The sequence below is a fragment of the Amycolatopsis suaedae genome, assembly GCF_004214935.1.
In the GTDB taxonomy this organism is placed as follows: Bacteria; Actinomycetota; Actinomycetes; order Mycobacteriales; family Pseudonocardiaceae; genus Amycolatopsis; species Amycolatopsis suaedae.
Map to the genome: position 1 here is coordinate 308966 of NZ_SFCC01000004.1, position 20004 is coordinate 328969.

A 20004-nucleotide genomic window follows, 5' to 3' on the forward strand; every position below is an offset into this window, starting at 1 on the left:
CTCAATGCCCCTTCCGCACACTCAGGAGGTCTCGCGACAACCTGGTGAACTCCTCGCCGTAGCCGGCCTGGTCCGTGCGCGCCAGGCCGCCAACCTCTACTACGGTACGTCGTAACTCATCGTCGCCGGACACCGGGGTCACCCGCAGCCACACGCGCCGCCGTTTGATCAGCAGCGACGCGCCCAGCCCGGCGAGCATGGCAATGGCGCAGACCAGCACCCCGGTCTGCGCCGGGTCGTGCGACACCTGCAGGTAGACCCAGCGCTGGACCCCGTCGAAACGGACCTTGGTGCCGTCCTCCAGGCGCAACTCCTGGCCGAGTTCCAGGTTCTCCCTGGCCACCCGCTTGAGCCTGCCGCTGTCCACCATGGACTGGTCAATCTCGAAGATCGACTGGCTCCTGCCGGAGTCGCGGCCGAGGTCGCCCTTCATGATGTCGACGGCCACCGCGGGCCGGTTCGGCTCGGGCCGGGCGGAGCTGAGCACCTTGCCGTGCAGGATCGCCGTCGGGGCGAACAGGCCGGTGACCGCGAGCTGCTGGGTGCGGCGCTGGGCCTCGTCGGTGACGCCGGGCGGGTCGAACTTCGTCGCCCCCTCGGACAGCATCGTGGCCTGGTCCACCGGCTGCCACTGGGTGGCCTGCGTGCGTACCTCACCGTTCGGATAGGTGACGGTGAACACCGGGGAGAAACCGTTGCCCAGCAAGTAGATCCGCTCGCCCTCGGTCCGCAGCGGGTCGTTGACCCGCAGCTCGTACGGCCGCCAGGTGCCGGTGTCCAGGTCGTCACCGGACTGGTACTCGACGTCGGCGCGGAACACCTCGGCCTGGCCGTTCGCCGCGAACTGGGCGGTGAAGGAGTTCACCTTGACGCAGAACGGGTCCAGCTCGGTGCCGTCGACCTGCAGGCCGGGCCGGAACGAGTCGTAGGCGAACGTCCCGGCGTTGCAGAACTCCGAGCCGTTGGCGTGCACCACGACCTGGCCCTCGTAGCCGAACAGCTTGCCCAGCGCGAAGAAGATGATGAGCCCGAGCATTCCGAAGTGGAACACCAGGTTGCCGGTCTCCCGCAGGTAACCGCGCTCGGCGCTGATCGTCCGGACGCCGCCGTCCTCCTCGCGTTCCACCCGCCGCCAGCCCTTCAGCCGGGCGTGCGCGGTGGCGAGCACCTCGTCGACGGAAGCATCCACTTCGGACTTGCGGTGGTGCGGCATGCGGGCGAGGTTGCGCGGCGTGAGCACCGGCTTGCCCCGCATGGCCTTGACGTACTCCAGGCTGCGCGGCAGCAGGCAGCCGACCAGCGAGATCATCAGCAGCAGGTAGATCGCCGAGAACCAGACGCTGCCGTACACCTCGAAGAACTGCGCCCGGTCCAGCAGCTCACCCCACCAGCCGTGTGCGGCGATGTACTCCGCGGTCTTGCCGGGGTTGAGCTGGCGCTGCGGCAGCAGCGCGCCGGGCAGCGCGGCCAGGGCCAGCAGGAACAGCAGGATCAGCGCGGTGCGCATCGACGTCAGGCCGCGCCAGGTGTTGCGCAGGAACGCCAGCGTGTTGCTCACAGGGGCAGCTCCACGTCGGAGATGAAGGTGTTGCGCATCCAGCCGACCAGGTCCGTCCACAGCCCGGTGACCAGCAGGATCCCGACGATCAGCAGCAGCCCGCCGCCGACCAGCTGGACCTGGCGGCCGTGCCTGCGTACCCAGTCGGTGGCCCGCACCGCCCAGCGCAGGCCGAACGCGATCAGGATGAACGGCAGGCCGAGGCCGACGCAGTAGGCCAGGACGAGGAACACGCCGCGGGCACCGCTGGAGCCGGTGGCCGTCGCCATGCTGAGGACGGCCGCCAGCGTCGGGCCGATGCACGGCGTCCACCCCAGACCGAACACCGCGCCGAGCAGCGGCGCGCCCCAGACGCCGCCCCGCGGGACCCGGTGCGAGCGGACGTCGCGCTGCAGCCACGGAATCAGGCCGAGGAAGACCAGGGCCATGGCGATGGTGACGACGCCGCCGATGCGCTGCAGCAGTTCGTTGTTGGCGTACAACGCGTCGACCAGCCACACCATGCCGCCGACGCCGGCGGTGAACACGACGGTGAAGCCGAGCACGAACAGACCGGTCGCGCCGACGACGGCGTACCGGCCGCGCTTGCGCTCCTCGTCCGCGCCGACGGCGGGCGCCTCGGCGCCGACCAGGGCGGCGAGGTAGGCCAGGTAGCCGGGCACGAGCGGCACCACACACGGGGACGCGAACGAGATCGCGCCGGCGAGCAGCGCCACCCCCGCGGCGAGCAGGAGCGGTCCGGAGATCGCCAGCTCGGTCAGGTTCACCAGATCAGGGTAGGACTCGAACCTGAGAGCCCAGGTTCGGGTCCCCGGCTTCCCCGCGACGGCAGCTCGGTTGCTGTGCCTGCCGGTGCCGATGTGGCGGGTGTGTCCCGTCCGCGGGTCTGGCCAGGGTGGGAAGGCCCCCTTCATTACTTCTGACGTGGTGAAGGTGGCCTTCACGTGCTTGGGACGGGACAACTCGCGCGAACGGGCCGCTCACGCGGGTGACCGGCACAGGGTGAGAACCCGGTCCACATCATGAGTTCTGCGCTCCGGCCCGCGAGTTCTGCGTTCGAACGCACAGAGCCCGACTTTGCCTGGGCCCTAGCAGACCCAGCACGCCCGGTAGCCCCACCGACCACCACCAACGAGACAACACCGAGCCAACGCCACGCCACGAACGGCACCTTGGTGGCGCAACGCGCAACCAAGGTGCCCTTGGTAGCACCGCCGGGAGCCCGACCGCCCGGACTTTGCCGGGCCCCTGACGTCTCACGTAATGAAGGGGGCCTTCACGGCATCAGGACGTCACCAGATCGCACGAGGGTGCGGGCACGTCAGGACTCGGCGGTGAGCCGGTTCACAACGGGCAGCAGGTCGGTGGCCAGCAGGTCGCGCAGGAAGATCGCGGCCACACGCTGCTGCTTGTCCACGATGATCGTCGACGGCACGACGCTGCGCGGGTAACCACGCAGGCCGAGCAGCGAGCGGCCGGGCTCGTCGTAGATCGACGGGTAGGTCAGCCCGCGGTCACGCATGAAGTCCTGCGGCGCCGACCGGTCGGGGTCCTTCACGTCGATGCCGAGCACCTGCACCCCGGCCGCCTTGGTCTGGTCGTACACCTTCTGCAGCTCGGGCGCCTCGGTGCGGCACGGCGCACACCACTGGCCCCAGATGTTGATCACGACGACCTTGCCGGCGAAGTCGGACACCGAGATGCGCTTGTTCGGGTCCATCAGGTCCTCACCGGACACCTCCGGCAGCGCCTGGCGGTCGGCGCCCTCGTAGAAGATGTCGGTCTTGCCGCCCGGCGAGACGAACTGGAAGTCCCCGCCGCGGGCGACGGCGTCCTCGCCGGAACTGCACCCGGCGACCAGCAGCACCGCCGCGAACACGGCCGCGACCAGCCTCATGCCCCGGTCACCTTCGGGTCGGTGCGCCCGGCCGGCTCGCTGTAGACGACGCGGTCCAGCCGGTCGCCCTCGAAGACCAGGCTGGTCAGCGACGCCAGCGAGCACTGCCGCCGACGTGGGTCGTGCCACAGTGGACGGCCCTCGACGAAGCTGCGCAGCGTCCAGATGGGCAGCTGGTGAGACACGCACAGCGCCTCGTGCCCGGTCGCGGCGTCCCGCGCCCGGTGGACGGCGCCGAGCATCCGGTGCGCGATCTCCAGGTACGGCTCACCCCACGACGGGCGGAACGGGTTACGCAGCTTCGACCAGTGCGACGGGTGCCGCAACGCCCCGTCGCCGACGGCGACCCGCTTGCCCTCGAACAGGTTCGCCGCCTCGATCAGGCCCTCGTCGGTGGCGACGTCGAGCCGGTGCGCGTCGGCGACCGGCCCCGCGGTCTCCTGGGCACGTTCCAGTGGCGAGGCCACGACGTGCACGATCTCGTGACCGGACAGCGCCTCGGCGACGGTCAGCGCCTGCCGCCTGCCCCGGTCGGACAGCCGGAAACCGGCCAGCCTGCCGTACAGGATGCCGTCGGGGTTGTGTACCTCACCGTGCCGCAGCAGGTGGACGATGGTCCTCACGCCTGCTCCCGCGCGGCCGCGGCGGCCCTGGCCGCGGGTTCCAGCGCCGCCTCGATGATCTCGAACGCCGCGTCGTCCATGGCCGCGTTGACGAACCACGCCTCGTAGGCACTCGGCGGCGCGTACACGCCGTGCTCGAGCAGGGCGTGGAAGAACGGCGGGAAGCGCCAGGTCTGCGTGGCCGCGGCGTCGGCGTAGTTACGCACCGGCCGCTCGGTGAAGAACACGCTGACCAGGTTGCCGGCGTAGGCCACGGTGTGCGCGACCCCGGCGGCGTCGAGTGCCTGTGTGAACAACGCGCCCAGCCGCTGCGAGTTGGCGTCCAGCGCGCGATACACCGCGTCGTCGGCCGCCCGCAGCGTGGCCAGCCCAGTGGCGACCGCGACCGGGTTTCCGGACAGCGTTCCCGCCTGGTAGACCGGGCCGCTCGGGGCCAGCCTGGCCATGATGTCGGCACGGCCGCCGAACGCGGCGGCGGGCAGGCCGCCGGACATGACCTTGCCGAACGTGTACAGGTCGCCCGCGACGGCTTCCAGGCCGAACCAGCCCGCCGCCGACACGCGGAAGCCGGTCATCACCTCGTCCATGATCAGCAGGGCGCCGTGCTCGTGGGCCACCGCACGCAGGGCCTCGTTGAAACCGGCGTCCGGCGCGACCGCGCCCATGTTGCCTGCCGCGGCTTCGGTGATGATCGCCGCGATCTGCCCCTCGTTGTCCGCAAAGGACTTCCGGACGGCGTCGATGTCGTTGTACGGCAGGACGATCGTGTCGGCCGCCTGCGCGCCGGTGACCCCGGGCGAGGTCGGCAGGCCGAGCGTGGCGACCCCGGAACCCGCCTGCGCGAGCAGGGCGTCGACGTGCCCGTGGTAGCAGCCGGCGAACTTGATGATCTTGGTGCGCCCGGTGTACCCCCTGGCCAGCCGGATCGCGCTCATCGTGGCCTCGGTGCCGGAGTTGACCAGGCGGACCTGCTGCACCGGCTCGACCCTGGCGATGATCTCCTCGGCCAGCTCCACCTCGCCGGTGGTCGGCGTGCCGAACGACAGCCCGCCCGCCGCGGCCCGCGTGGCGGCGTTCACCACGTCCGGGTGCGCGTGCCCGAGGATCATCGGCCCCCACGACGACACCAGGTCGACGTAGCGGTTGTCGTCGGCGTCCCACAGGTAGGCGCCGGAGCCCCGGACCATGAACCGCGGCGTGCCCCCGACGGCGTTGAACGCCCGCACCGGGGAGTTCACCCCACCGGGTGTCGCGGCACTCGCCCGGTCGAACCACGCCTTCGACTGATCGACTCGTCGTGTCACGCGAGCCAGTCTCGCAAAACGGCGGCGGGCTACCGGCCGCGGGTACGCACCCGCAGGCCGAGCGCGAGCTGACGCAGGGCGTCGACCACCAGGACCGCGGCCAGCGTGCCGACCACGATCGCGGTGAAGATCCAGCTGCCGGTGTAGTGGGTCGACACCAGTTCCTCGCCGTTGTTCAGCCGCAGCACGATGTCGTTGATGCCCATCGGCCAGAGCGCGAACGCCCCCCACAGGGCCAGCGCGGCGAGCACGACCTCGGTCGCGGCCAGGCCCACCCGCCACGGCTGGTGCAGCTTCTGCTGGGCGGGGAACGGCTCGGCTGGCCACACTGGCTCGGTCACTTCTGCGCTCCCTTCGCCCTGGTCAGGGCGTCCCGCAGGCCCTCGACGTCCTTGGCCCAGGCCAGCACGATGCTGTCGTCGTCGAGCCGCAACGGCAGCTCGTCGTACTTGCGGGGAACCGTATAGGCGCCGCCGAGCACCCGCGCACCGAGCGGGGCGCCCAGTTCGCCACCCGCCTCGGCGATGCGGGCCACCGGCAGTTCCTCGCGGCCCAGCGTGAGCGTCTCGGTGGTGAGCCGGACGCTGAGGAACCGGCGCCGGGCCGTGACCCACACCGCGCTCACCGCGAGCAGCCCGATGCCGATCAGGATCCAGGCCAGCGTGTGCGTCGGCCCGCCGAGCGCCAGTTCGGACAGGTAGCCGGCGAGTGCGAAACCGGGGCCCCACAGCAGCGGGGCGCCGCCGGCACCCGGCTCGTCGAACAGCACCGGCTCGTCGGTCACTTCTTCGGCAGCTTCTCGAAGTAGCCGGTCGTGCTGGGCAGGAACATGCAGACACCGGCGCCGATCGAGAGCACGATGGCGAGGACCTTGACCTCGTTGAGGAAGATCAGCATCTGGAACAACGCGGTCACCACGGCGAGGACGGCCAGCACCGTGCGGGCCGAGCGGGTGCCCTCGCGGGACTTCCAGGCGAACAGCACGAACAACACGCCGAACACCACCGCGCCGACGAGGAACGTCCACAGCAGCGTGTTGGTGCCACGGCTGACCAGGTCGGGGGTGAGCCGGGGGTCGCGGTTGACCTCGAGGGTCAGCTCGACGATCCGGTCCTTCATGGCCAGCGACATCGCGGCGCCGCCGATCATCGCCACGGCGGACGCGATCCACAGATAGAAGGCGACCTTGACGACCTGCGGCTCGGGTCCGCGCGTTTGCGCTGCGGGAGTGCTCTCAGTCACCCCAGAGAGAGTACTGCTACGCGCAGCGTTTCCGCTGAGGGTGGTGGTGGGGCTGAGGACGGCCTAGTCGAGGAGGCGCGCCGCCTCCGCCGCCCAATAGGTGAGGATCATGTCGGCGCCCGCCCGGCGGATCGAGGTCAGGACCTCCAGGATCGTGCGTTCCCGGTCCAGCCAGCCGTTCGCGGCGGCCGCCTCGACCATGGCGTACTCGCCGGAAATGTTGTACGCGGCCACCGGAACGGGCGACATCTGTGCGGCGGCGCGCACGACGTCCAGGTAGGCCAGCGCCGGCTTGATCATGATGGCGTCGGCGCCCTCGGCGAGGTCCAGCTCGATCTCCCGCAGCGCCTCGCGGACGTTGCCGGGGTCCTGCTGGTAGGTCTTGCGGTCGCCGGTGAGCTGCGAGTCGACGGCTTCCCGGAACGGGCCGTAGAACGCGCTGGCGAACTTCGCCGAATAGGCCAGGATGCCGGTGCCGGTGTGACCGGCGTCGTCGAGCGCGGCGCGGATGGCGCCGACCTGACCGTCCATCATCCCGCTGGGCCCGAGCAGGTGGGCCCCCGCGTCGGCCTGCGCGAGCGCCATCTCGGCGTAGCGCTGCAGCGTGGCGTCGTTGTCGACCTCGCCGTTCGCGTCCAGCACGCCGCAGTGGCCGTGGTCGGTGAACTCGTCGAGGCAGGTGTCGGCCATCAGGACGGTCTCGTCGCCGAGCTCGGCGCGCAGGTCGCGCAGGGCGACGTTGAGGATGCCGTTCTCGTCGGTGCCGCCGGAACCGATGGCGTCACGGGTGGCGGGCACGCCGAACAGCATCAGCCCGCCGACACCGGCCCGGACCGCGTCGACGGCGGCCTTGCGCAGGCTGTCGCGGGTGTGCTGGACGACGCCGGGCATGCTGGCGATGGGCTTGGGCTCGTCGGCGGCTTCCGCGACGAACATCGGCAGGATCAGCTGGCGCGGCCGCAGCGTCGTCTCGCTGACCAGCCTGCGCATCGCGGGTGTGGTCCGGAGCCGGCGGGGGCGGTGTTCGGGAAACACTCTCCCGAGGGTACGCCGCCCGCCGGCTGCCTCTTCTTCCGGGCGAAGCGCTGTCAGGAACGACGCGCGCGCTTGGCCTTGCGCGGCGGCGGCAGGGCACCCTCGGCCCGCAGCCGCGCGGCGTGCGCGGCCAGGGCGTCGACCAGCGTGAGGACGTTGGGCGTCTCCGGCTGGACGTCGACCCGCAGGCCGAACTCCGTCGCCGTCTCCGCGGTCTTCGGGCCGATGCAGGCGACCAGCGTGCGCGCGTGCGGCTTGCCCGCGATGCCGACCAGGTTGCGCACGGTCGACGACGACGTGAAGCACACCGCGTCGAACCCACCGGTCTTGATCATCTCGCGGGTCTCGGCGGGCGGCGGCGCGGCACGCACGGTGCGGTACGCCGTCACATCGTCGATCTCCCAGCCGCGGTCCCGCAGCCCGGCCGACAGGGTCTCGGTGGCGATATCGGCCCGCGGCAGCAGCACGCGGTCCACCGGGTCGAGCACGTCGTCGTAGGGCGGGAACTCGGCCAGCAGGCCCTCGCTGGACTGCTCACCGGTCGGCACCAGCTCCGGGATGATCCCGAACGAGCGGACCTTCGCCGCGGTGGCGTCGCCGACGCAGGCGATCTTCACCCCGGAGAACGCCCTGGCGTCCAGGCCGAACTCCTCGAACTTCTCCCACACCGCGCGCACGGCGTTGGTGGAGGTGAACACCAGCCACTGGTACCGGCCGTCGACCAGGCCCTTCACCGAGCGCTCCATCTGCGCCGGGCTGCGCGGCGGCTCGACGGAGATGGTCGGCACCTCGTGCGGGGTCGCGCCGTGGCTGCGCAGCCGGTCGGCCATGTCACCGGCCTGCTCCTTGGTCCGCGGCACCAGGACCTTCCAGCCGTACAGCGCCCGCGACTCCCACCAGGACAGCTTCGACCGCGCGCCGGCCGCCTGGCCGACGGTCACCACGAGCGGGCCGACCAGCTCACCGGCGTCGGCCGAGAGGGACGCCAGCGTGGTGTCGACGGTGCGCTGCGTGTTGACGGTGCCGTTGCTGGTCACCGCGACCGGCGTGGTCCCGGCAACGCCGTGCTCGGCGAGCGCGCCCGCGGCCTCGGCCAGGTGGCTCGACGTCGCGTGCAGCACGATCGGCCCCGGCACCGAAGCCAGCGCCGCCCAGTCCACTTCGGACCGGACGTCGACCTCGGTGTGTGTGCCACCCAGCGCCACCCCGGCGTAGGCGGGCACCGCGACACCGGGCGAGACACCGGGCACCACGTCGAACACCGCGCTGGTCTTGCCGACGGCCTGCACCTCGGCGACGACCGCGGGCTGGGTCAGCGGGTCACCCGCGACCAGGCGCAGCACCAGCCGGCCGGACTTCGCCTCGTTGACCAGGTCCTTGGCCACCTCGGCCGGCTCGCCGACGGCCGGGCGGACCTCGGCGTCGGACGTGGCGAACGCCAGCACACCGGCGGGCACGTCGGGGTCGGTCACCACGACCTCGGCCTTGGCCAGCAGTTCCTGGGCGCGGACGGTCAGCAGTCCGGCGTCACCGGGGCCCGAGCCCACGAAGGCGACGCGCCCGGTGGTCTTACGCGCGGGGGTCATCTGTGCGTATCTCCTTGATCGGTCGGCCGGTTCTGCGCTCGGCCTGAAAAGAAAACCTGGGCGGGGATCAGGTGCCTGGCCGGACGGCGCCGGCACCGAGGTCCAGCAGTTCGTCGGCGACCATGCGGCCGAGCTTCTCGGCGTCGCCGATGTCGGCCACCCCGGATGCCCGCAGCATCTCCACGGCGCCGGACTCGGACGTGACCGCGGCCGTGCCGCGCAACGAGATCCGCTCGACGACGGACCCGTTCTCGTCCAGATCCTCGACCACCTCGGCCAGCGCGCCGACCGGCGCACTGCATCCCGCTTCCAGCGCGGCCAGCATGGACCGCTCGGCCGCGACGGCGGCCCTGGTGGTCGGGTCGTCCACAGTGGAGTGAAGCAGGTGCTCGACGTCCACGTCGTCGGCCCGGCACTCCACGGCCAGCGCACCCTGTGCGGGAGCGGGCAGCATCTGGATGGGGTCCAGCGTCTCGGTCACCACGGCCAGCTTGTCCAACCGGGACAGTCCGGCCCTGGCCAGCACGACGGCGTCCAGCTCACCGCTGGTTACCTTGCCCAGCCTGGTGTCGATGTTGCCGCGGATGGGCACGATCTCCAGGCCGAGGCCGAGCGCCTTCAGCTGCGCGGTCCGGCGCGGCGCGCCGGTGCCGATCCGCGAGCCCGGCGGCAGCTCGCCCAGCGTCAGGCCGTCGCGGGCACACAGCGCGTCCCTCGGGTCCTCCCGCTGCGGCACGCCCGCCAGCGAAAGCCCGTCCTGCGGCGCGGTGGGCAGGTCCTTGTACGAGTGCACGGCGACGTCGATCTGCCCGCTCAGCAGCGCCTCGCGCAGCGCGGAGGTGAACACCCCCACGCCGATCTCGGCGATGGGCGCGCTGGAGCGGTCGCCGGGCGTGGAGACCTTGACGATCTCGACCGTCGCCCCGGCGGCCTCCAGCGCCGCGGCGACCGTCCCGGTCTGGGCCAGGGCGAGCTTGCTGGCCCTGGTGCCGATCCTGATGATCCTGGTCATACCTGCTCACCGTCCACAGAGGACTTACGAATCGCCGCCGGTGCCTGCGGGTCGAGCTCGAACAGCTCGCGCAGCGCGTCGGCGTAGTCGGTGCCGGCGGACTCGCCCGCCAGCTGCTTGACCCGCACGGTGGGCGTGTGCAGCAGCTTGTCGACCACGCGGCGCACCGTCCTGGCGACCTCGTCACGGGTGCGGGTGTCGAGCTCGGGCAGCCGGTGGTCCAGCCGCAGCAGCTCGGAGTCGACGACCTCGGCGGCCCGCTTGCGCAGTGCGGTCACGGTCGGGGTGACCGACGCGCTGCGCTGGCCGGCGAGGTAGTCGCGGATCTCGTCGAGGACGATCCCGGTCGCCCTGGCGATCTGCTTGTCGGTGTGCGTGGAGTTGCCTGCCATCCGCCGGACGGTCTCCAGGTCGACCAGGGTGACCCCGGCGACCTCGCCGACGGCCGGGTCGACGTCGCGCGGCAGGGCCAGGTCGCACACCACGAGCGGCCGGACGGACCGCTCGCTCACCAGGTCGGCGGTCAGCACGGCACCCTGGGCACCGGTGCAGCACACGACGACGTCGGCGGCGGACACGGCACCGGCCAGCTCGGCCATGGCCACGACCGTCGCGCCGATCCCCTGCTCGGCGACCGAACGGGCCAGCCGCTCGGCGTTGGCCTCGGTGCGGTTGGCCACGGTGACCGAGCCGATCCCGGCCTGCCGCAGCTGGCTGGCGGCCAGCGCGCCCATCGAGCCCGCGCCGACGATCAGCGCGTGCCGCCCGGTCAGGTCACCGGCGGCGGCCAGCGCCTCGGACACCACCGAGGCACCCAGCGCGCCGAGTCCGGTCTCGGTGTGCACCCGCTTGCCGACCCGCAGCGTCGTCTGGACCAGCTCGTGCAGCACCCGGCCGACCGTGCCCTGCTCGCGGGCGGTGGCGTAGGCGGCACGCACCTGGCCGAGGATCTGCGTCTCCCCCACGACCATCGAGTCCAGGCCGGACGCGACGGAGAAGATGTGCTCGATGGCGGCACCGGCGTAGTGCACGTAGAAGTTCTCGTACAGCGAGGCCGGCTCGACGCCGGCCTGCCGGGCCAGCACCTCGGCGATGTCGGCCAGGCCGCCGTGGAACGTCTCGACGACGGCGTAGACCTCGATGCGGTTGCACGTCGACAGCAGCATGGCCTCGCTGACGTGCCGCGCCTGCTGCAGCTCGTGCAGCACCTTGCCGATCTCCGCGGCGGGAACGGCCACCCGCTCCAGGGTGGCCAGCTCCGCCGTGCGATGGGAAAGACCGATGGCCAGGACGTTCATCAGCGCACCACCACTCCGTTACCGCCGGCCCCGTCCAGTTCCAGGCTGCCGTTGTTCACATGGTCCGCCCGGCGGGCCACGTGAAACGACAGAATCTGGAGCTCGACGGCCAGGTCCACCTTGCGGACCTCCACGTGCCCCGGCACCTGCAGCACGACCGGGGCGAAATTCAGGATGCACTGCACGCCGCCCGCGACGAGCCGGTCGCAGACCGACTGGGCCGCGGTGGGCGGGGTGGCGATGACGCCGATGGAGATCTGCCGCTCGGCGCAGACCTTCGGGATGTCGTCGACGTGCGAGACCGGCAGCCCGCCGACCGGCACGCCGATCAGGTCGGGGTCCAGGTCGAACAGCGCCTCGACCGGGAAGCCGCGGCCGGGGAACCCGCCGTAGTTGGCCAGCGCGTGCCCGAGGTTACCGATCCCGACGACGGCGACGCGGTGCTGGCGGGTCAGCCCGAGCGTGCGCTCGATCTGGCCGACCAGCACGGACACCTCGTAGCCGACGCCCCGGGTGCCGTAGGAGCCGAGGTAGGACAGGTCCTTGCGCAGCTTCGCCGAGTTCACCCCGGCGGCCGAGGACAGCTCCTCGCTGGACACGGTGGTCGCGCCCTGCTCGGCCATGGCGGACAGCACCCGCAGGTAGACGGCCAGCCGCGCGACGGCGGCCTCGGGGATCGCGGCACGCGACCGGACGACCTCGGCCCCGGCCGGCACGGCGGGCATCTCCGCTGTGGGCGCGTTGTCGGCGTCCGGGCCACCAGCCCGGCCACGTTGTGCCGCCACGCCCACACTCCTCGTCACGCAGGTACCGATCCGGCAATGCGAGAACGGCACTCGAAATCAAGCCTTGACCCGGCGGGCCAGAAGGTGTTCGATGCTTCGCCCTCGCCGGTGCTGCTCCTAACGGTAGCTACTTGTGAACGCAGGCACAAAGTCGGTGGTCAGAGCCTTGAGCCGACGTGAAGCAGATCTCAAGCAGCCGTCCAAAGCGCCTGCGGCCGATGCCGTGAAGGGGGCCCTCACGGCGTCGGGTGGTCCGGAGCGCGTCATTCGCGTTCCGGAAGGCGAGACTCGCGTTCCTGAGCGCGAGACTCGCGGCGTGTGGCCCGTTGGCGTGGGTGGGTTCACGGGCTGGGACGCGGGGTCCGGATGGTGAGTGTCGTGTTCGGGAACGCGAGTGACGTGTTCAGGAACGCGAAACTCGTGCTCCGGCCCGGCGGGGCCGCGCGAGCGGCCCGTTCGGCCGCCCCGACGGGCTGGTCTCGCTATCTGGAACCGACGTGCCGGACAGTGGGACCAGGCGGTCGGGAACGTACAACTCGCGCGTCAGAACCTACGACTCGCGCCCCAGAACGTACGACTCGCGCGAACGGCCCGTTCACGCGGGCGATCGGCACCAGGTGAGAACCCGGCGGATGCCGTGAGGGCCGCCTTCACGGCATTCAGGCGGCGGTCACTGTCACGCTGTGCCAGCCGGTGGCGCCGTCGGGCACCGTGTCCGCCCGCTCGCCGGTCTGCGTGTAGCCGGAGCGGTCGGTCGCCCGGCAGCTGATCTGGTGCGTGCCTACCGGCACCCGCAGCTCGGTCCACCACATCCGCCAGGTGTCCCTGCTCACCTCGGCCGACAGCGTGGCGGGCTGCCACGGGCCGGTGCCGACCCGGACCTCGACCTTGTCGACGCCGGTGTGCTGCGCCCAGGCGATGCCGGACACCCGCACGGTCCCGGCCGGAACCCGGTCGAATCCCCGCGGTGAGTCGATCCGGGACTGCGTCTTGACCGGCGCCCGCTGCGCCCACCCGCGGTCGAGCCAGTACGGCCGCCGCGCGTCCCAGGTGGTCAGCTCCAGGTCGGTGACCCACTTGGTCGCCGACACGTAGCCGTACAGCCCAGGGACCACCAGCCGCGCCGGGAACCCGTTGCGGATCGGCAGCGGCTCGCCGTTCATGCCGAGCGCGAGCAACGCGCCGCGGTCGGGTTCCAGCAGCGTCGCCACCGGGGTGCCGCAGGTCCAGCCGTCGGCGCTGGTGGAGAACAGCTGCTCGGCCTCGGGCCGCACCCCGGCCTCGTTCAGCAGATCACGCAGTTCGACGCCGACGAAGTTGGCCGTGGAGATCAGGTCGCCACCGACCTCGTTCGACACACAGCACAACGTGACCGGCCGCTCCACCAGCGGCCGGTTCCGGATGTCGGCGTAGCTGAACGTCAGCTCCCGCTCGACCAGGCCATGGATGCGCAGCTGCCAGTCCTCGGCGGGCACCTGGGGCAGCACCAGCGCGGTGTCGATCTTGTAGAAGTCCTGGTTGCGGGTGAGGAACGTCGGCGTGCCCAGCTTGGCGAAGTCAGCGTCGGCCGGGATCGGCGGCGCGGGCCGGGCGGGGACGAGCGGGCCGACCGCGGCGCGGGAACTCTCGGCGTTCGCCCCCGCGCCGACCAGCTGCCCGGCCAGCCCGGCGACACCGGCACCCGCCGCGACACCGGCCGCACCACGGAGAAACCGCCGCCTGCTCAGGCCGTCGAACCCGGCCTCGGCACGCTCGGCGGCCAGCCGGTGCAGCCACCGGAACACCAGGACGCCGACGACCACGCTCACCAGCGGCGCCAGCACGCCGAGCTGCCCGGCTTCGGGCTGGCGGAACACGGCGGCGACGCCGAGCGCGCCGAACGCCAGGATGATCACCACGCCGGGCGTCGGCGTCCGCCTCGACACCAGCCCGGCCACCGCCGCGAGCACGGTGATCACCACGGCCATGCCGACGCCGAGCGCCAGCTTGTCGTAGAGGTAGAACGTCTCCTTGGCGAACTCGGTCAGCCAGTGCGGGGAGAGGTCGACCACCCAGTTGCCGACGGCGACCGGCGGCGAGGTGGCGCCGCCGAGGAACCCGGCGGCCAGGTGCCCCGCCGCGATCGCGGCGGCCACCGACAGCACACCGGCGAGAGCGGCGGCCTTCCTGTCGTTCATGCCTCCATCTTCGGAGCCCGCGGCCCCGAAGATGGCCCGTGCCGACTTACGAATTGCTTACGCGCCAGGGACGCAGCGCCGCCCGCAGCCGGTCCTCCTCGACGGCCCAGTAGCCGTGTTCCTCGCCGTTGACCAGGATCACCGGAACCCGGTCGCCGTACTCCGCCCGCCATTCCGGGTCGCTGTCCACGTCCAGCGTCGACCACTCGACGCCCATCTCGCCGCAGATGCGCTCCACGTCCTGCTCCGCCTTCACGCAGGCCGAGCAGCCTTCCCGCGTCACCACGGTCACCTGGTGTTCCATGGGGCCCCTTTCTAGCGCAAGCGCATGCGGCGCAGCTTGCCCGTCGGCGAATGCGGCAGGGTCTCGGCGAACTCGACGGTGGTCGGCACCTTGTACGTCGCCAGCCTGCCGGTGCACTGGTCGATCACCTGCTGCTCGGACAGCGACGCGCCGGACACCGGAACGACGACGGCCTTGACCGCCTCGCCGCTGCGCTCGTCCAGCACGCCGACCACCGCCGACTCCTCCACCTCGGGCAGCTCGTCGATGACCTGCTCCACCTCGTTCGGGTAGACGTTGAACCCGTTGACGATGATCAGGTCGTTGGCGCGGTCCACCAGGTGCAGGTCGCCCTCGTTGTCCAGGTAGCCGACGTCGCCGGTGCGGAACCAGCCCTCATCGTCCGGTCCGTGGTCGCCGTCGGGCCAGTACCCGGAGAACAGGTTGGCACCGCGCAGCGACACCAGGCCGGTGCCGCCGTCCTCCTCGTCGAACGAGTCCGCCAGGTCGTCCGGGTCGAGCGGGACCGGGCCCGCGCCGCCGTCGCTGTCGACGAGCCGCAGCTCGACACCGGGCAGCGGCCTGCCGACCGAACCGGGCTTCGGGTACCCGGTGACCAGCGTGGTGGTGACGACCGGCGCGGCCTCGGTCAGGCCGTAGCCCTCGTAGACGTCGATGCCGGTGGCTTCCCTGACCGCGGCGAGGACCTTGGGGTGCAGCGGCGCCGCGCCCGAGGTCAGCCTGCGCACGGTGGCCAGCCCGGCGGCCAGTTCCTCCGGCGGCAGCGCGGCGAACTCGGCGTACATCGCGGGCACGCCCGCGATGGAGGTGACCTGGTAGGTCACGCAGTCGGCCAGTGCCTGCCTGGCGTCGAACCGCTGCGCCAGCACGACGGTCGCGCCGACGGCGGTGGACTGCAGCAGGCCCGGACCGAGGCCGTAGACGTGGAACAGCGGGATGGCGACGAACGCACGGTCGGCGTGCTCCAGCACCGGCGGTTCGATGGCGCTCAGCTGCTCGACGTTGGCCAGCAGTGCCCGGTGCGACAGCATCACGCCACGCGGCGGCCCGGTGGTGCCCGAGGTGTAGGAGATGACCGCGATGTCCTCGCCCGCCCCGGCCGGCTCGACGCGCTCACCCGGCTCGCCACGCACGTCGGGTGGTTCCAGCCCGCGGACGCCCTCCGGCAGGTCGTCGGCGTGCGGCTCGGCGCTGACCAGCAGCCGTGGGGAGCAGTGCTCCAGCAACGGGATCAGCTCGGCCGCGGGCGCCTGCGGCGACAGCGGGACGGCGACGCCGCCCGCCCGCAGCACGCCGAACAACGTCACCGCGAAGGCGGTGGACGTCGGCAGCCGGACGGCGACCCGGTCGCCCGCGGTGAGCCCGGCGTCGAGCAGCCTGCGGGCCTCGGCGTTCACGGCCGCGTCGACCGCCCCCCAGGTGAGGGTGATTCCGGTTCCGGAATCGATCAGGGCCAGCGAATCGGGCCACTGCCGTGCCGCGTCCGCGACGAGGTCGGCGACGTTGCCACCCGCCTCCGGCCGGCGGCCGTGATTGCCCTGTTCAGCCGACAATTCTGGCTCCTCTCACCACATCGTCGAGACCGTGACCAGTCTGTCATCCGGGGACGACGTAATGGCCGGAAAGCACCTTCGTCGCACTTCCGCAACAAACCCACCACTACCTACTTCGCGGTAACAACACGTATGCTGCCCTAGTCCTTGCCCGGCTGGGGTGGTCTTGATCACTCGAGGGAGGTGCTGCGGATGAGCCTGCAGGTCGCGTTCGACGGTCCCGCGCCTCTTCGCGTGAGCCCGGCTCGCGAAGCTCCCTCACCGGCGTGGGAGCTGGTGCACGCCGCGCAGGCGGGCGACACGGCGGCATTCGGGCAGCTCTACGACCGCTACGTGCACGTCGTCTACCGGTACGTGCTGTTGCGCCTCGGCGACCGCGATCTCGCCGAGGACGTCACCAGCGAGACGTTCCTGCGAGCGCTGCGGCGGATCACGTCGGTCAGCTACCAAGGCCGCGACGTCGGCGCCTGGTTCATCACGATCGCCCGCAACCTGGTGCTCGACCACGTGAAGTCCAGCCGGTTCCGGCTGGAGGTCGTCACCGACGAGGTGGCCGAGTCCGGAACGTTCGCCGGGCCCAGCGTCGCGCCGCCCGCCGGTCCCGAGCAGCAGGTACTGAGCAGGGCCACCAACTCCGAGCTGCTGCGCTGCATCGCCGAACTGGGCCAGGACCAGCGCGAATGCATCGTGCTGCGGTTCATGCAGGGCCTCTCGGTCGCCGAGACGGCCGCCGTCATGCGGCGCAACGAGGGCGCGGTGAAGGCACTGCAGCACCGCGCGGTGCGGCGGCTGGCGCAGCTGTTGCCGACCGGGTTGCGATAACGGTCCGGCCATAACCGGAAACCTTGTTCATCGTTTAACCCGCCGTGAAGAGTCCGCGGTGGTCACCGCGCGAGCGGGCCGAACGCGAGCGGTTCGCTCGTGTCGTGGACTCCGGCATGCCCGACGACGAGTTCTCCGACGAGCTGGCGGTCGTCGCCGCGCTGCGCAGGCTGGGTGCGGAGACCGTCCCCGACCAGGCCGCCGTCGAGCGGATGGCCACCGCCGAACCCGCCGAGGCACCACGGCCACGGGTCGGCGCAGCCGTGGTGGCGGTGGCGGTCCTGCTGCTCGCTGCCGTCGGTATCGGGGTGACCGTGGCCGGAACGGCCGTACCGGGTCAGCCGCTGTACCCGGTCAAGCTGGCCACCGAGACGGTCTCGATCGGGCTGACCTTCGACGACCGTGCCCGCGCCGACCGCAGGCTGACCCTCGCCGCCTCCCGGCTGGACGAGCTGCGCAGGCTCGGGCCGGCCGACGCCGAGGCGTTCCGCACCGGGTTCGCCGAGTTCGACGCCGCCGTGCGCACCGGCGTGCGCGCGCTGACCGCCGTGTCGACGAGTACCGACGGACGTCCGCTGGCGAGCCTGCGGACGTGGGCGGACCGGCAGGCCGCCCGGCTGGCCGCGATCGGCCCGTTCGTCCCCGCCGGTGCGGCGAGTGCGCACCGGGCGTCCCAGGAACTGGTGTCCCGGGCCGGGCAGCGGGCGCTCGCGTTGTCCGACCGGATGGCCTGTTACCGGATCACCTCCGGCTGGTCCGACGACCTCGGCGCGCTGCCCGCCGCGGGGACCTGCGCCGATTCGCCGCCGTCGGTCAAGCCGGTGGCCGTCCGGTAACCGGCAGGTCACCGGGGCTCGCTACGCTGTGCCACAGGGACTGGTCTCGGGAACCTGGAGGCGGTGTGCGTGGCGCGTCGGCGTGGCAGGGATAGGAGTCACGAGCTCGAACGGCTCGCCGAGCTGGCCGGCGAAGCCTCCGCCGACGCGGCCGTCGCGATGGAGGTACGCGAGGGCGACCTCGCCGAGGCCCCGCCCGCGCCCGCGCCGCCGGACCTGACGGCCGCCGCCTTCTTCGACGTTGACAACACGATGATGATGGGCGCGTCGATCTTCCACCTCGCCCGCGGACTCGCCGCGCGCAAGTTCGTCACCACCTCGGACATGATGCGGTTCGCCTGGCAGCAGCTGAAGTTCCGGGTCGGCGGCAGGGAGGACAAGGACAGCATCCGGTCCGCGCGCGAGGGCATGCTGTCGTTCGTCGCCGGGCGGACCGTCGACGAGATGGTCGCCGTCAGCGAGGAGATCTACGACGAGCTGATGGCCGACAAGATCTGGGCTGGCACCCGGGCGCTGGCGCAGATGCACATCGACGCGGGCCAGCGGGTCTGGCTGGTCACCGCGACGCCGGTGGAGCTGGCCGCGGTCATCTCCCGGCGGCTCGGGCTGACCGGCGCGCTGGGCACGGTCGCCGAGAGCAACGACGGCGTGTACACCGGCAGGCTCGTCGGCGACCTGCTGCACGGCAGGGCGAAGGCGCACGCCGTACGGGCGCTGGCCGCGCGCGAGGGCCTCAACCTGCGGCGGTGCAGTGCCTACTCGGACTCGTCCAACGACATCCCGATGCTGTCGGTGGTCGGGACCGCGGTGGCGGTCAACCCGGATACCGGGCTGCGCGAGGTCGCGCGGGCCCGCGGCTGGGAGATCCGCGACTTCCGCACCGGCCGCAAGGCGGCCAAGATCGGCGTGCCGTCGGTGCTCGGCGCCGGCGCGGTGGCCGGCGCCGTCGCGGCCGGAATCGCCTACCGCCGCCGCTGACCGTCGCTAGCGGAAAAGGCCGCGGCGCTGGGACAGGCGGCGGTAGAGGGTCTGCTGGATCGACTCACGCACCTGGTCGGTCAGCGTGAACACCAGCATCGGGTCGTCCTGCGCGTCCGCGTCGTAGGTGTCGGTGCGGATGGGCTCGCCGAACTCGATGTCCCACTTCGTCGGCAGCGGGATCGCGCCCAGCGGGCCGAGCAGCGGGAAGAACGGGGTCACCGGGAAGTACGGCAGGCCGAGCAACCGGGCGAGCGGCTTGATGTCGCCGATCTTCGGGTAGATCTCCTCGGCGCCGACGATCGAGCACGGGATGATCGGCACCCCGGCCCGCATCGCGGCCGAGACGAACCCGCCGCGGCCGAACCGCTGCAGGCGGTACCGCGCGGAGAACGGCTTGCCGATGCCCTTGAACCCCTCCGGCCACACGCCGACCAGCTCGCCGGAGCGCAGCAGCCGCTCGGCGTCCGCGGAGCAGGCCAGGGTCTGCCCCGCTTTGCGTGCCAGCGACCCGACCAGCGGCAGCCGGAACACCAGGTCGGCACCGAGGCCGCGGAGGAACCGCCCGGACGTCTCGTCGTGCACCGCGACGGCGGTCATCACCGCGTCCAGCGGCAGCGTGCCGGAGTGGTTGGACACCAGCAGCGCGCCGCCCTCGGCGGGCAGGTTGTGCACGCCGTGGGTGGTGACCCGGAACCACTTGTCGTACAGCATCCGCGCGGGCGGCAGCAGCAGGGTCTCGGTCAGCTCGGCGTCGAAGCCGAACTCGTCGACCGCGTAGTCGCCGGTGAGCCTGCTACGCAGGAAGCCGAGGAGGTCCGCCGGTGTGGGCTCCTCGGCGGCGGGTTGGGCGGGGAACTGGACGACGGGAGCCTCGACGGCTACCTCGTCGGTCTCGACCTGCTCCGGTTCTCGGCCCGGCGCGTGCAGCGGAATCACCTGTGCGTGCAAGCTGGTCGTCACCTGTTCCGACCTTCTTTCCCTTCAGATCCGG

General features: G+C 71.8%; 20 protein-coding genes. 3 read left to right on the forward strand and 17 right to left on the reverse strand.

Annotation, left to right across the window (positions count from 1 at the left end; all coding sequences use genetic code 11):
- Window position 1 precedes the first annotated feature (1 nt).
- The 16 genes from resB to EWH70_RS09995 all read right to left on the reverse strand — a co-directional run bounded on the left by resB (window position 2) and on the right by EWH70_RS09995 (window position 16374).
- Window positions 2-1507, reverse strand: coding sequence for a cytochrome c biogenesis protein ResB (resB, locus tag EWH70_RS09920; protein WP_130475168.1), 1506 nt, complete (start codon window positions 1505-1507; stop codon window positions 2-4).
- Window positions 1508-1554: 47 nt separating this feature from the next.
- Window positions 1555-2328, reverse strand: a complete 774-nt coding sequence (locus EWH70_RS09925; RefSeq protein WP_130475169.1) for a cytochrome c biogenesis CcdA family protein — start codon at window positions 2326-2328, stop codon at window positions 1555-1557.
- A 551-nt stretch (window positions 2329-2879) separates the two neighbouring features.
- Entirely contained in the window at window positions 2880-3455 is a 576-nt protein-coding gene (locus EWH70_RS09930; protein ID WP_130475001.1) for a TlpA family protein disulfide reductase, read from the reverse strand.
- Window positions 3452-4078, reverse strand: a complete 627-nt coding sequence (locus tag EWH70_RS09935) for a histidine phosphatase family protein (protein WP_130475002.1) — start codon at window positions 4076-4078, stop codon at window positions 3452-3454. Before EWH70_RS09935 ends, EWH70_RS09930 begins: the two co-directional genes overlap by 4 nt.
- Complete coding sequence (hemL, locus tag EWH70_RS09940) at window positions 4075-5382, reverse strand: glutamate-1-semialdehyde 2,1-aminomutase (RefSeq protein ID WP_130475003.1); 1308 nt, start codon at window positions 5380-5382, stop codon at window positions 4075-4077. Before hemL ends, EWH70_RS09935 begins: the two co-directional genes overlap by 4 nt.
- Window positions 5383-5411: 29 nt before the next feature.
- Window positions 5412-5723, reverse strand: coding sequence for a hypothetical protein (locus EWH70_RS09945; protein ID WP_130475004.1), 312 nt, complete (start codon window positions 5721-5723; stop codon window positions 5412-5414).
- Window positions 5720-6166, reverse strand: coding sequence for a hypothetical protein (locus EWH70_RS09950; RefSeq protein WP_130475005.1), 447 nt, complete (start codon window positions 6164-6166; stop codon window positions 5720-5722). The genes EWH70_RS09945 and EWH70_RS09950 overlap by 4 nt, the downstream gene beginning before the upstream one ends.
- Entirely contained in the window at window positions 6163-6624 is a 462-nt protein-coding gene (locus EWH70_RS09955; RefSeq protein WP_130475006.1) for a hypothetical protein, read from the reverse strand. The genes EWH70_RS09950 and EWH70_RS09955 overlap by 4 nt, the downstream gene beginning before the upstream one ends.
- Before the next feature lie 63 nt (window positions 6625-6687).
- The gene (hemB, locus tag EWH70_RS09960) at window positions 6688-7659 is read right to left on the reverse strand and encodes a porphobilinogen synthase (protein ID WP_130475007.1); all 972 of its coding nucleotides are present in this window, start codon (window positions 7657-7659) and stop codon (window positions 6688-6690) included.
- Between the two features lie 53 nt (window positions 7660-7712).
- Complete coding sequence (locus EWH70_RS09965) at window positions 7713-9245, reverse strand: bifunctional uroporphyrinogen-III C-methyltransferase/uroporphyrinogen-III synthase (RefSeq protein WP_130475008.1); 1533 nt, start codon at window positions 9243-9245, stop codon at window positions 7713-7715.
- 67 nt (window positions 9246-9312) lie between these two features.
- Window positions 9313-10257 (reverse strand): hydroxymethylbilane synthase, encoded by a 945-nt coding sequence (gene hemC, locus EWH70_RS09970; RefSeq protein WP_165436218.1) that lies wholly within the window; start codon window positions 10255-10257, stop codon window positions 9313-9315.
- Window positions 10254-11555 (reverse strand): glutamyl-tRNA reductase, encoded by a 1302-nt coding sequence (locus EWH70_RS09975; RefSeq protein ID WP_130475009.1) that lies wholly within the window; start codon window positions 11553-11555, stop codon window positions 10254-10256. The genes hemC and EWH70_RS09975 overlap by 4 nt, the downstream gene beginning before the upstream one ends.
- Window positions 11555-12340 (reverse strand): redox-sensing transcriptional repressor Rex, encoded by a 786-nt coding sequence (locus EWH70_RS09980; RefSeq protein WP_130475010.1) that lies wholly within the window; start codon window positions 12338-12340, stop codon window positions 11555-11557. Before EWH70_RS09980 ends, EWH70_RS09975 begins: the two co-directional genes overlap by 1 nt.
- Window positions 12341-12999: 659 nt before the next feature.
- Entirely contained in the window at window positions 13000-14517 is a 1518-nt protein-coding gene (locus EWH70_RS09985; RefSeq protein WP_130475011.1) for a molybdopterin-dependent oxidoreductase, read from the reverse strand.
- 46 nt (window positions 14518-14563) lie between these two features.
- Window positions 14564-14821 carry a glutaredoxin family protein gene (locus EWH70_RS09990; protein WP_130475012.1) on the reverse strand — a complete coding sequence of 86 codons (258 nt, stop codon included), beginning with the start codon at window positions 14819-14821 and terminating at the stop codon, window positions 14564-14566.
- Between the two features lie 11 nt (window positions 14822-14832).
- Window positions 14833-16374, reverse strand: coding sequence for an AMP-binding protein (locus tag EWH70_RS09995; RefSeq protein WP_130475013.1), 1542 nt, complete (start codon window positions 16372-16374; stop codon window positions 14833-14835).
- Between the two features lie 192 nt (window positions 16375-16566).
- Between EWH70_RS09995 and EWH70_RS10000 the strand changes: the two genes are divergently transcribed.
- The 3 genes from EWH70_RS10000 to EWH70_RS10010 are packed head-to-tail and all read left to right on the forward strand — an operon-like array spanning window position 16567 to window position 19010.
- On the forward strand, window positions 16567-17196 hold the full coding sequence (locus tag EWH70_RS10000) for a sigma-70 family RNA polymerase sigma factor (protein WP_130475014.1): 630 nt from the start codon (window positions 16567-16569) through the stop codon (window positions 17194-17196).
- A gap of 44 nt (window positions 17197-17240) precedes the next feature.
- Window positions 17241-18032 (forward strand): DUF5667 domain-containing protein, encoded by a 792-nt coding sequence (locus EWH70_RS10005; RefSeq protein ID WP_130475015.1) that lies wholly within the window; start codon window positions 17241-17243, stop codon window positions 18030-18032.
- Window positions 18033-18086: 54 nt separating this feature from the next.
- Window positions 18087-19010, forward strand: coding sequence for an HAD family hydrolase (locus tag EWH70_RS10010; RefSeq protein ID WP_130475016.1), 924 nt, complete (start codon window positions 18087-18089; stop codon window positions 19008-19010).
- 6 nt (window positions 19011-19016) lie between these two features.
- Here EWH70_RS10010 and EWH70_RS10015 read toward each other — a convergent pair whose 3' ends face one another.
- Window positions 19017-19973 carry a lysophospholipid acyltransferase family protein gene (locus tag EWH70_RS10015; RefSeq protein ID WP_130475017.1) on the reverse strand — a complete coding sequence of 319 codons (957 nt, stop codon included), beginning with the start codon at window positions 19971-19973 and terminating at the stop codon, window positions 19017-19019.
- Window positions 19974-20004: the final 31 nt, after the last annotated feature.

Excerpts from the sequence above, each read along its gene's own strand:
- resB (WP_130475168.1), bottom strand. The coding sequence starts at position 1,507 with ATGCGCACCGCGCTGATCCTGCTGTTCCTGCTGGCCCTGGCCGCGCTG.
- EWH70_RS09930 (WP_130475001.1), bottom strand. The coding sequence starts at position 3,455 with ATGAGGCTGGTCGCGGCCGTGTTCGCGGCGGTGCTGCTGGTCGCCGGG.
- EWH70_RS09965 (WP_130475008.1), bottom strand. The coding sequence starts at position 9,245 with ATGACCCCCGCGCGTAAGACCACCGGGCGCGTCGCCTTCGTGGGCTCG.
- hemC (WP_165436218.1), bottom strand. The coding sequence starts at position 10,257 with ATGACCAGGATCATCAGGATCGGCACCAGGGCCAGCAAGCTCGCCCTG.
- EWH70_RS09975 (WP_130475009.1), bottom strand. The coding sequence starts at position 11,555 with ATGAACGTCCTGGCCATCGGTCTTTCCCATCGCACGGCGGAGCTGGCC.
- EWH70_RS09985 (WP_130475011.1), bottom strand. The coding sequence starts at position 14,517 with ATGAACGACAGGAAGGCCGCCGCTCTCGCCGGTGTGCTGTCGGTGGCC.
- EWH70_RS09990 (WP_130475012.1), bottom strand. The coding sequence starts at position 14,821 with ATGGAACACCAGGTGACCGTGGTGACGCGGGAAGGCTGCTCGGCCTGC.
- EWH70_RS10000 (WP_130475014.1), top strand. The coding sequence starts at position 16,567 with ATGAGCCTGCAGGTCGCGTTCGACGGTCCCGCGCCTCTTCGCGTGAGC.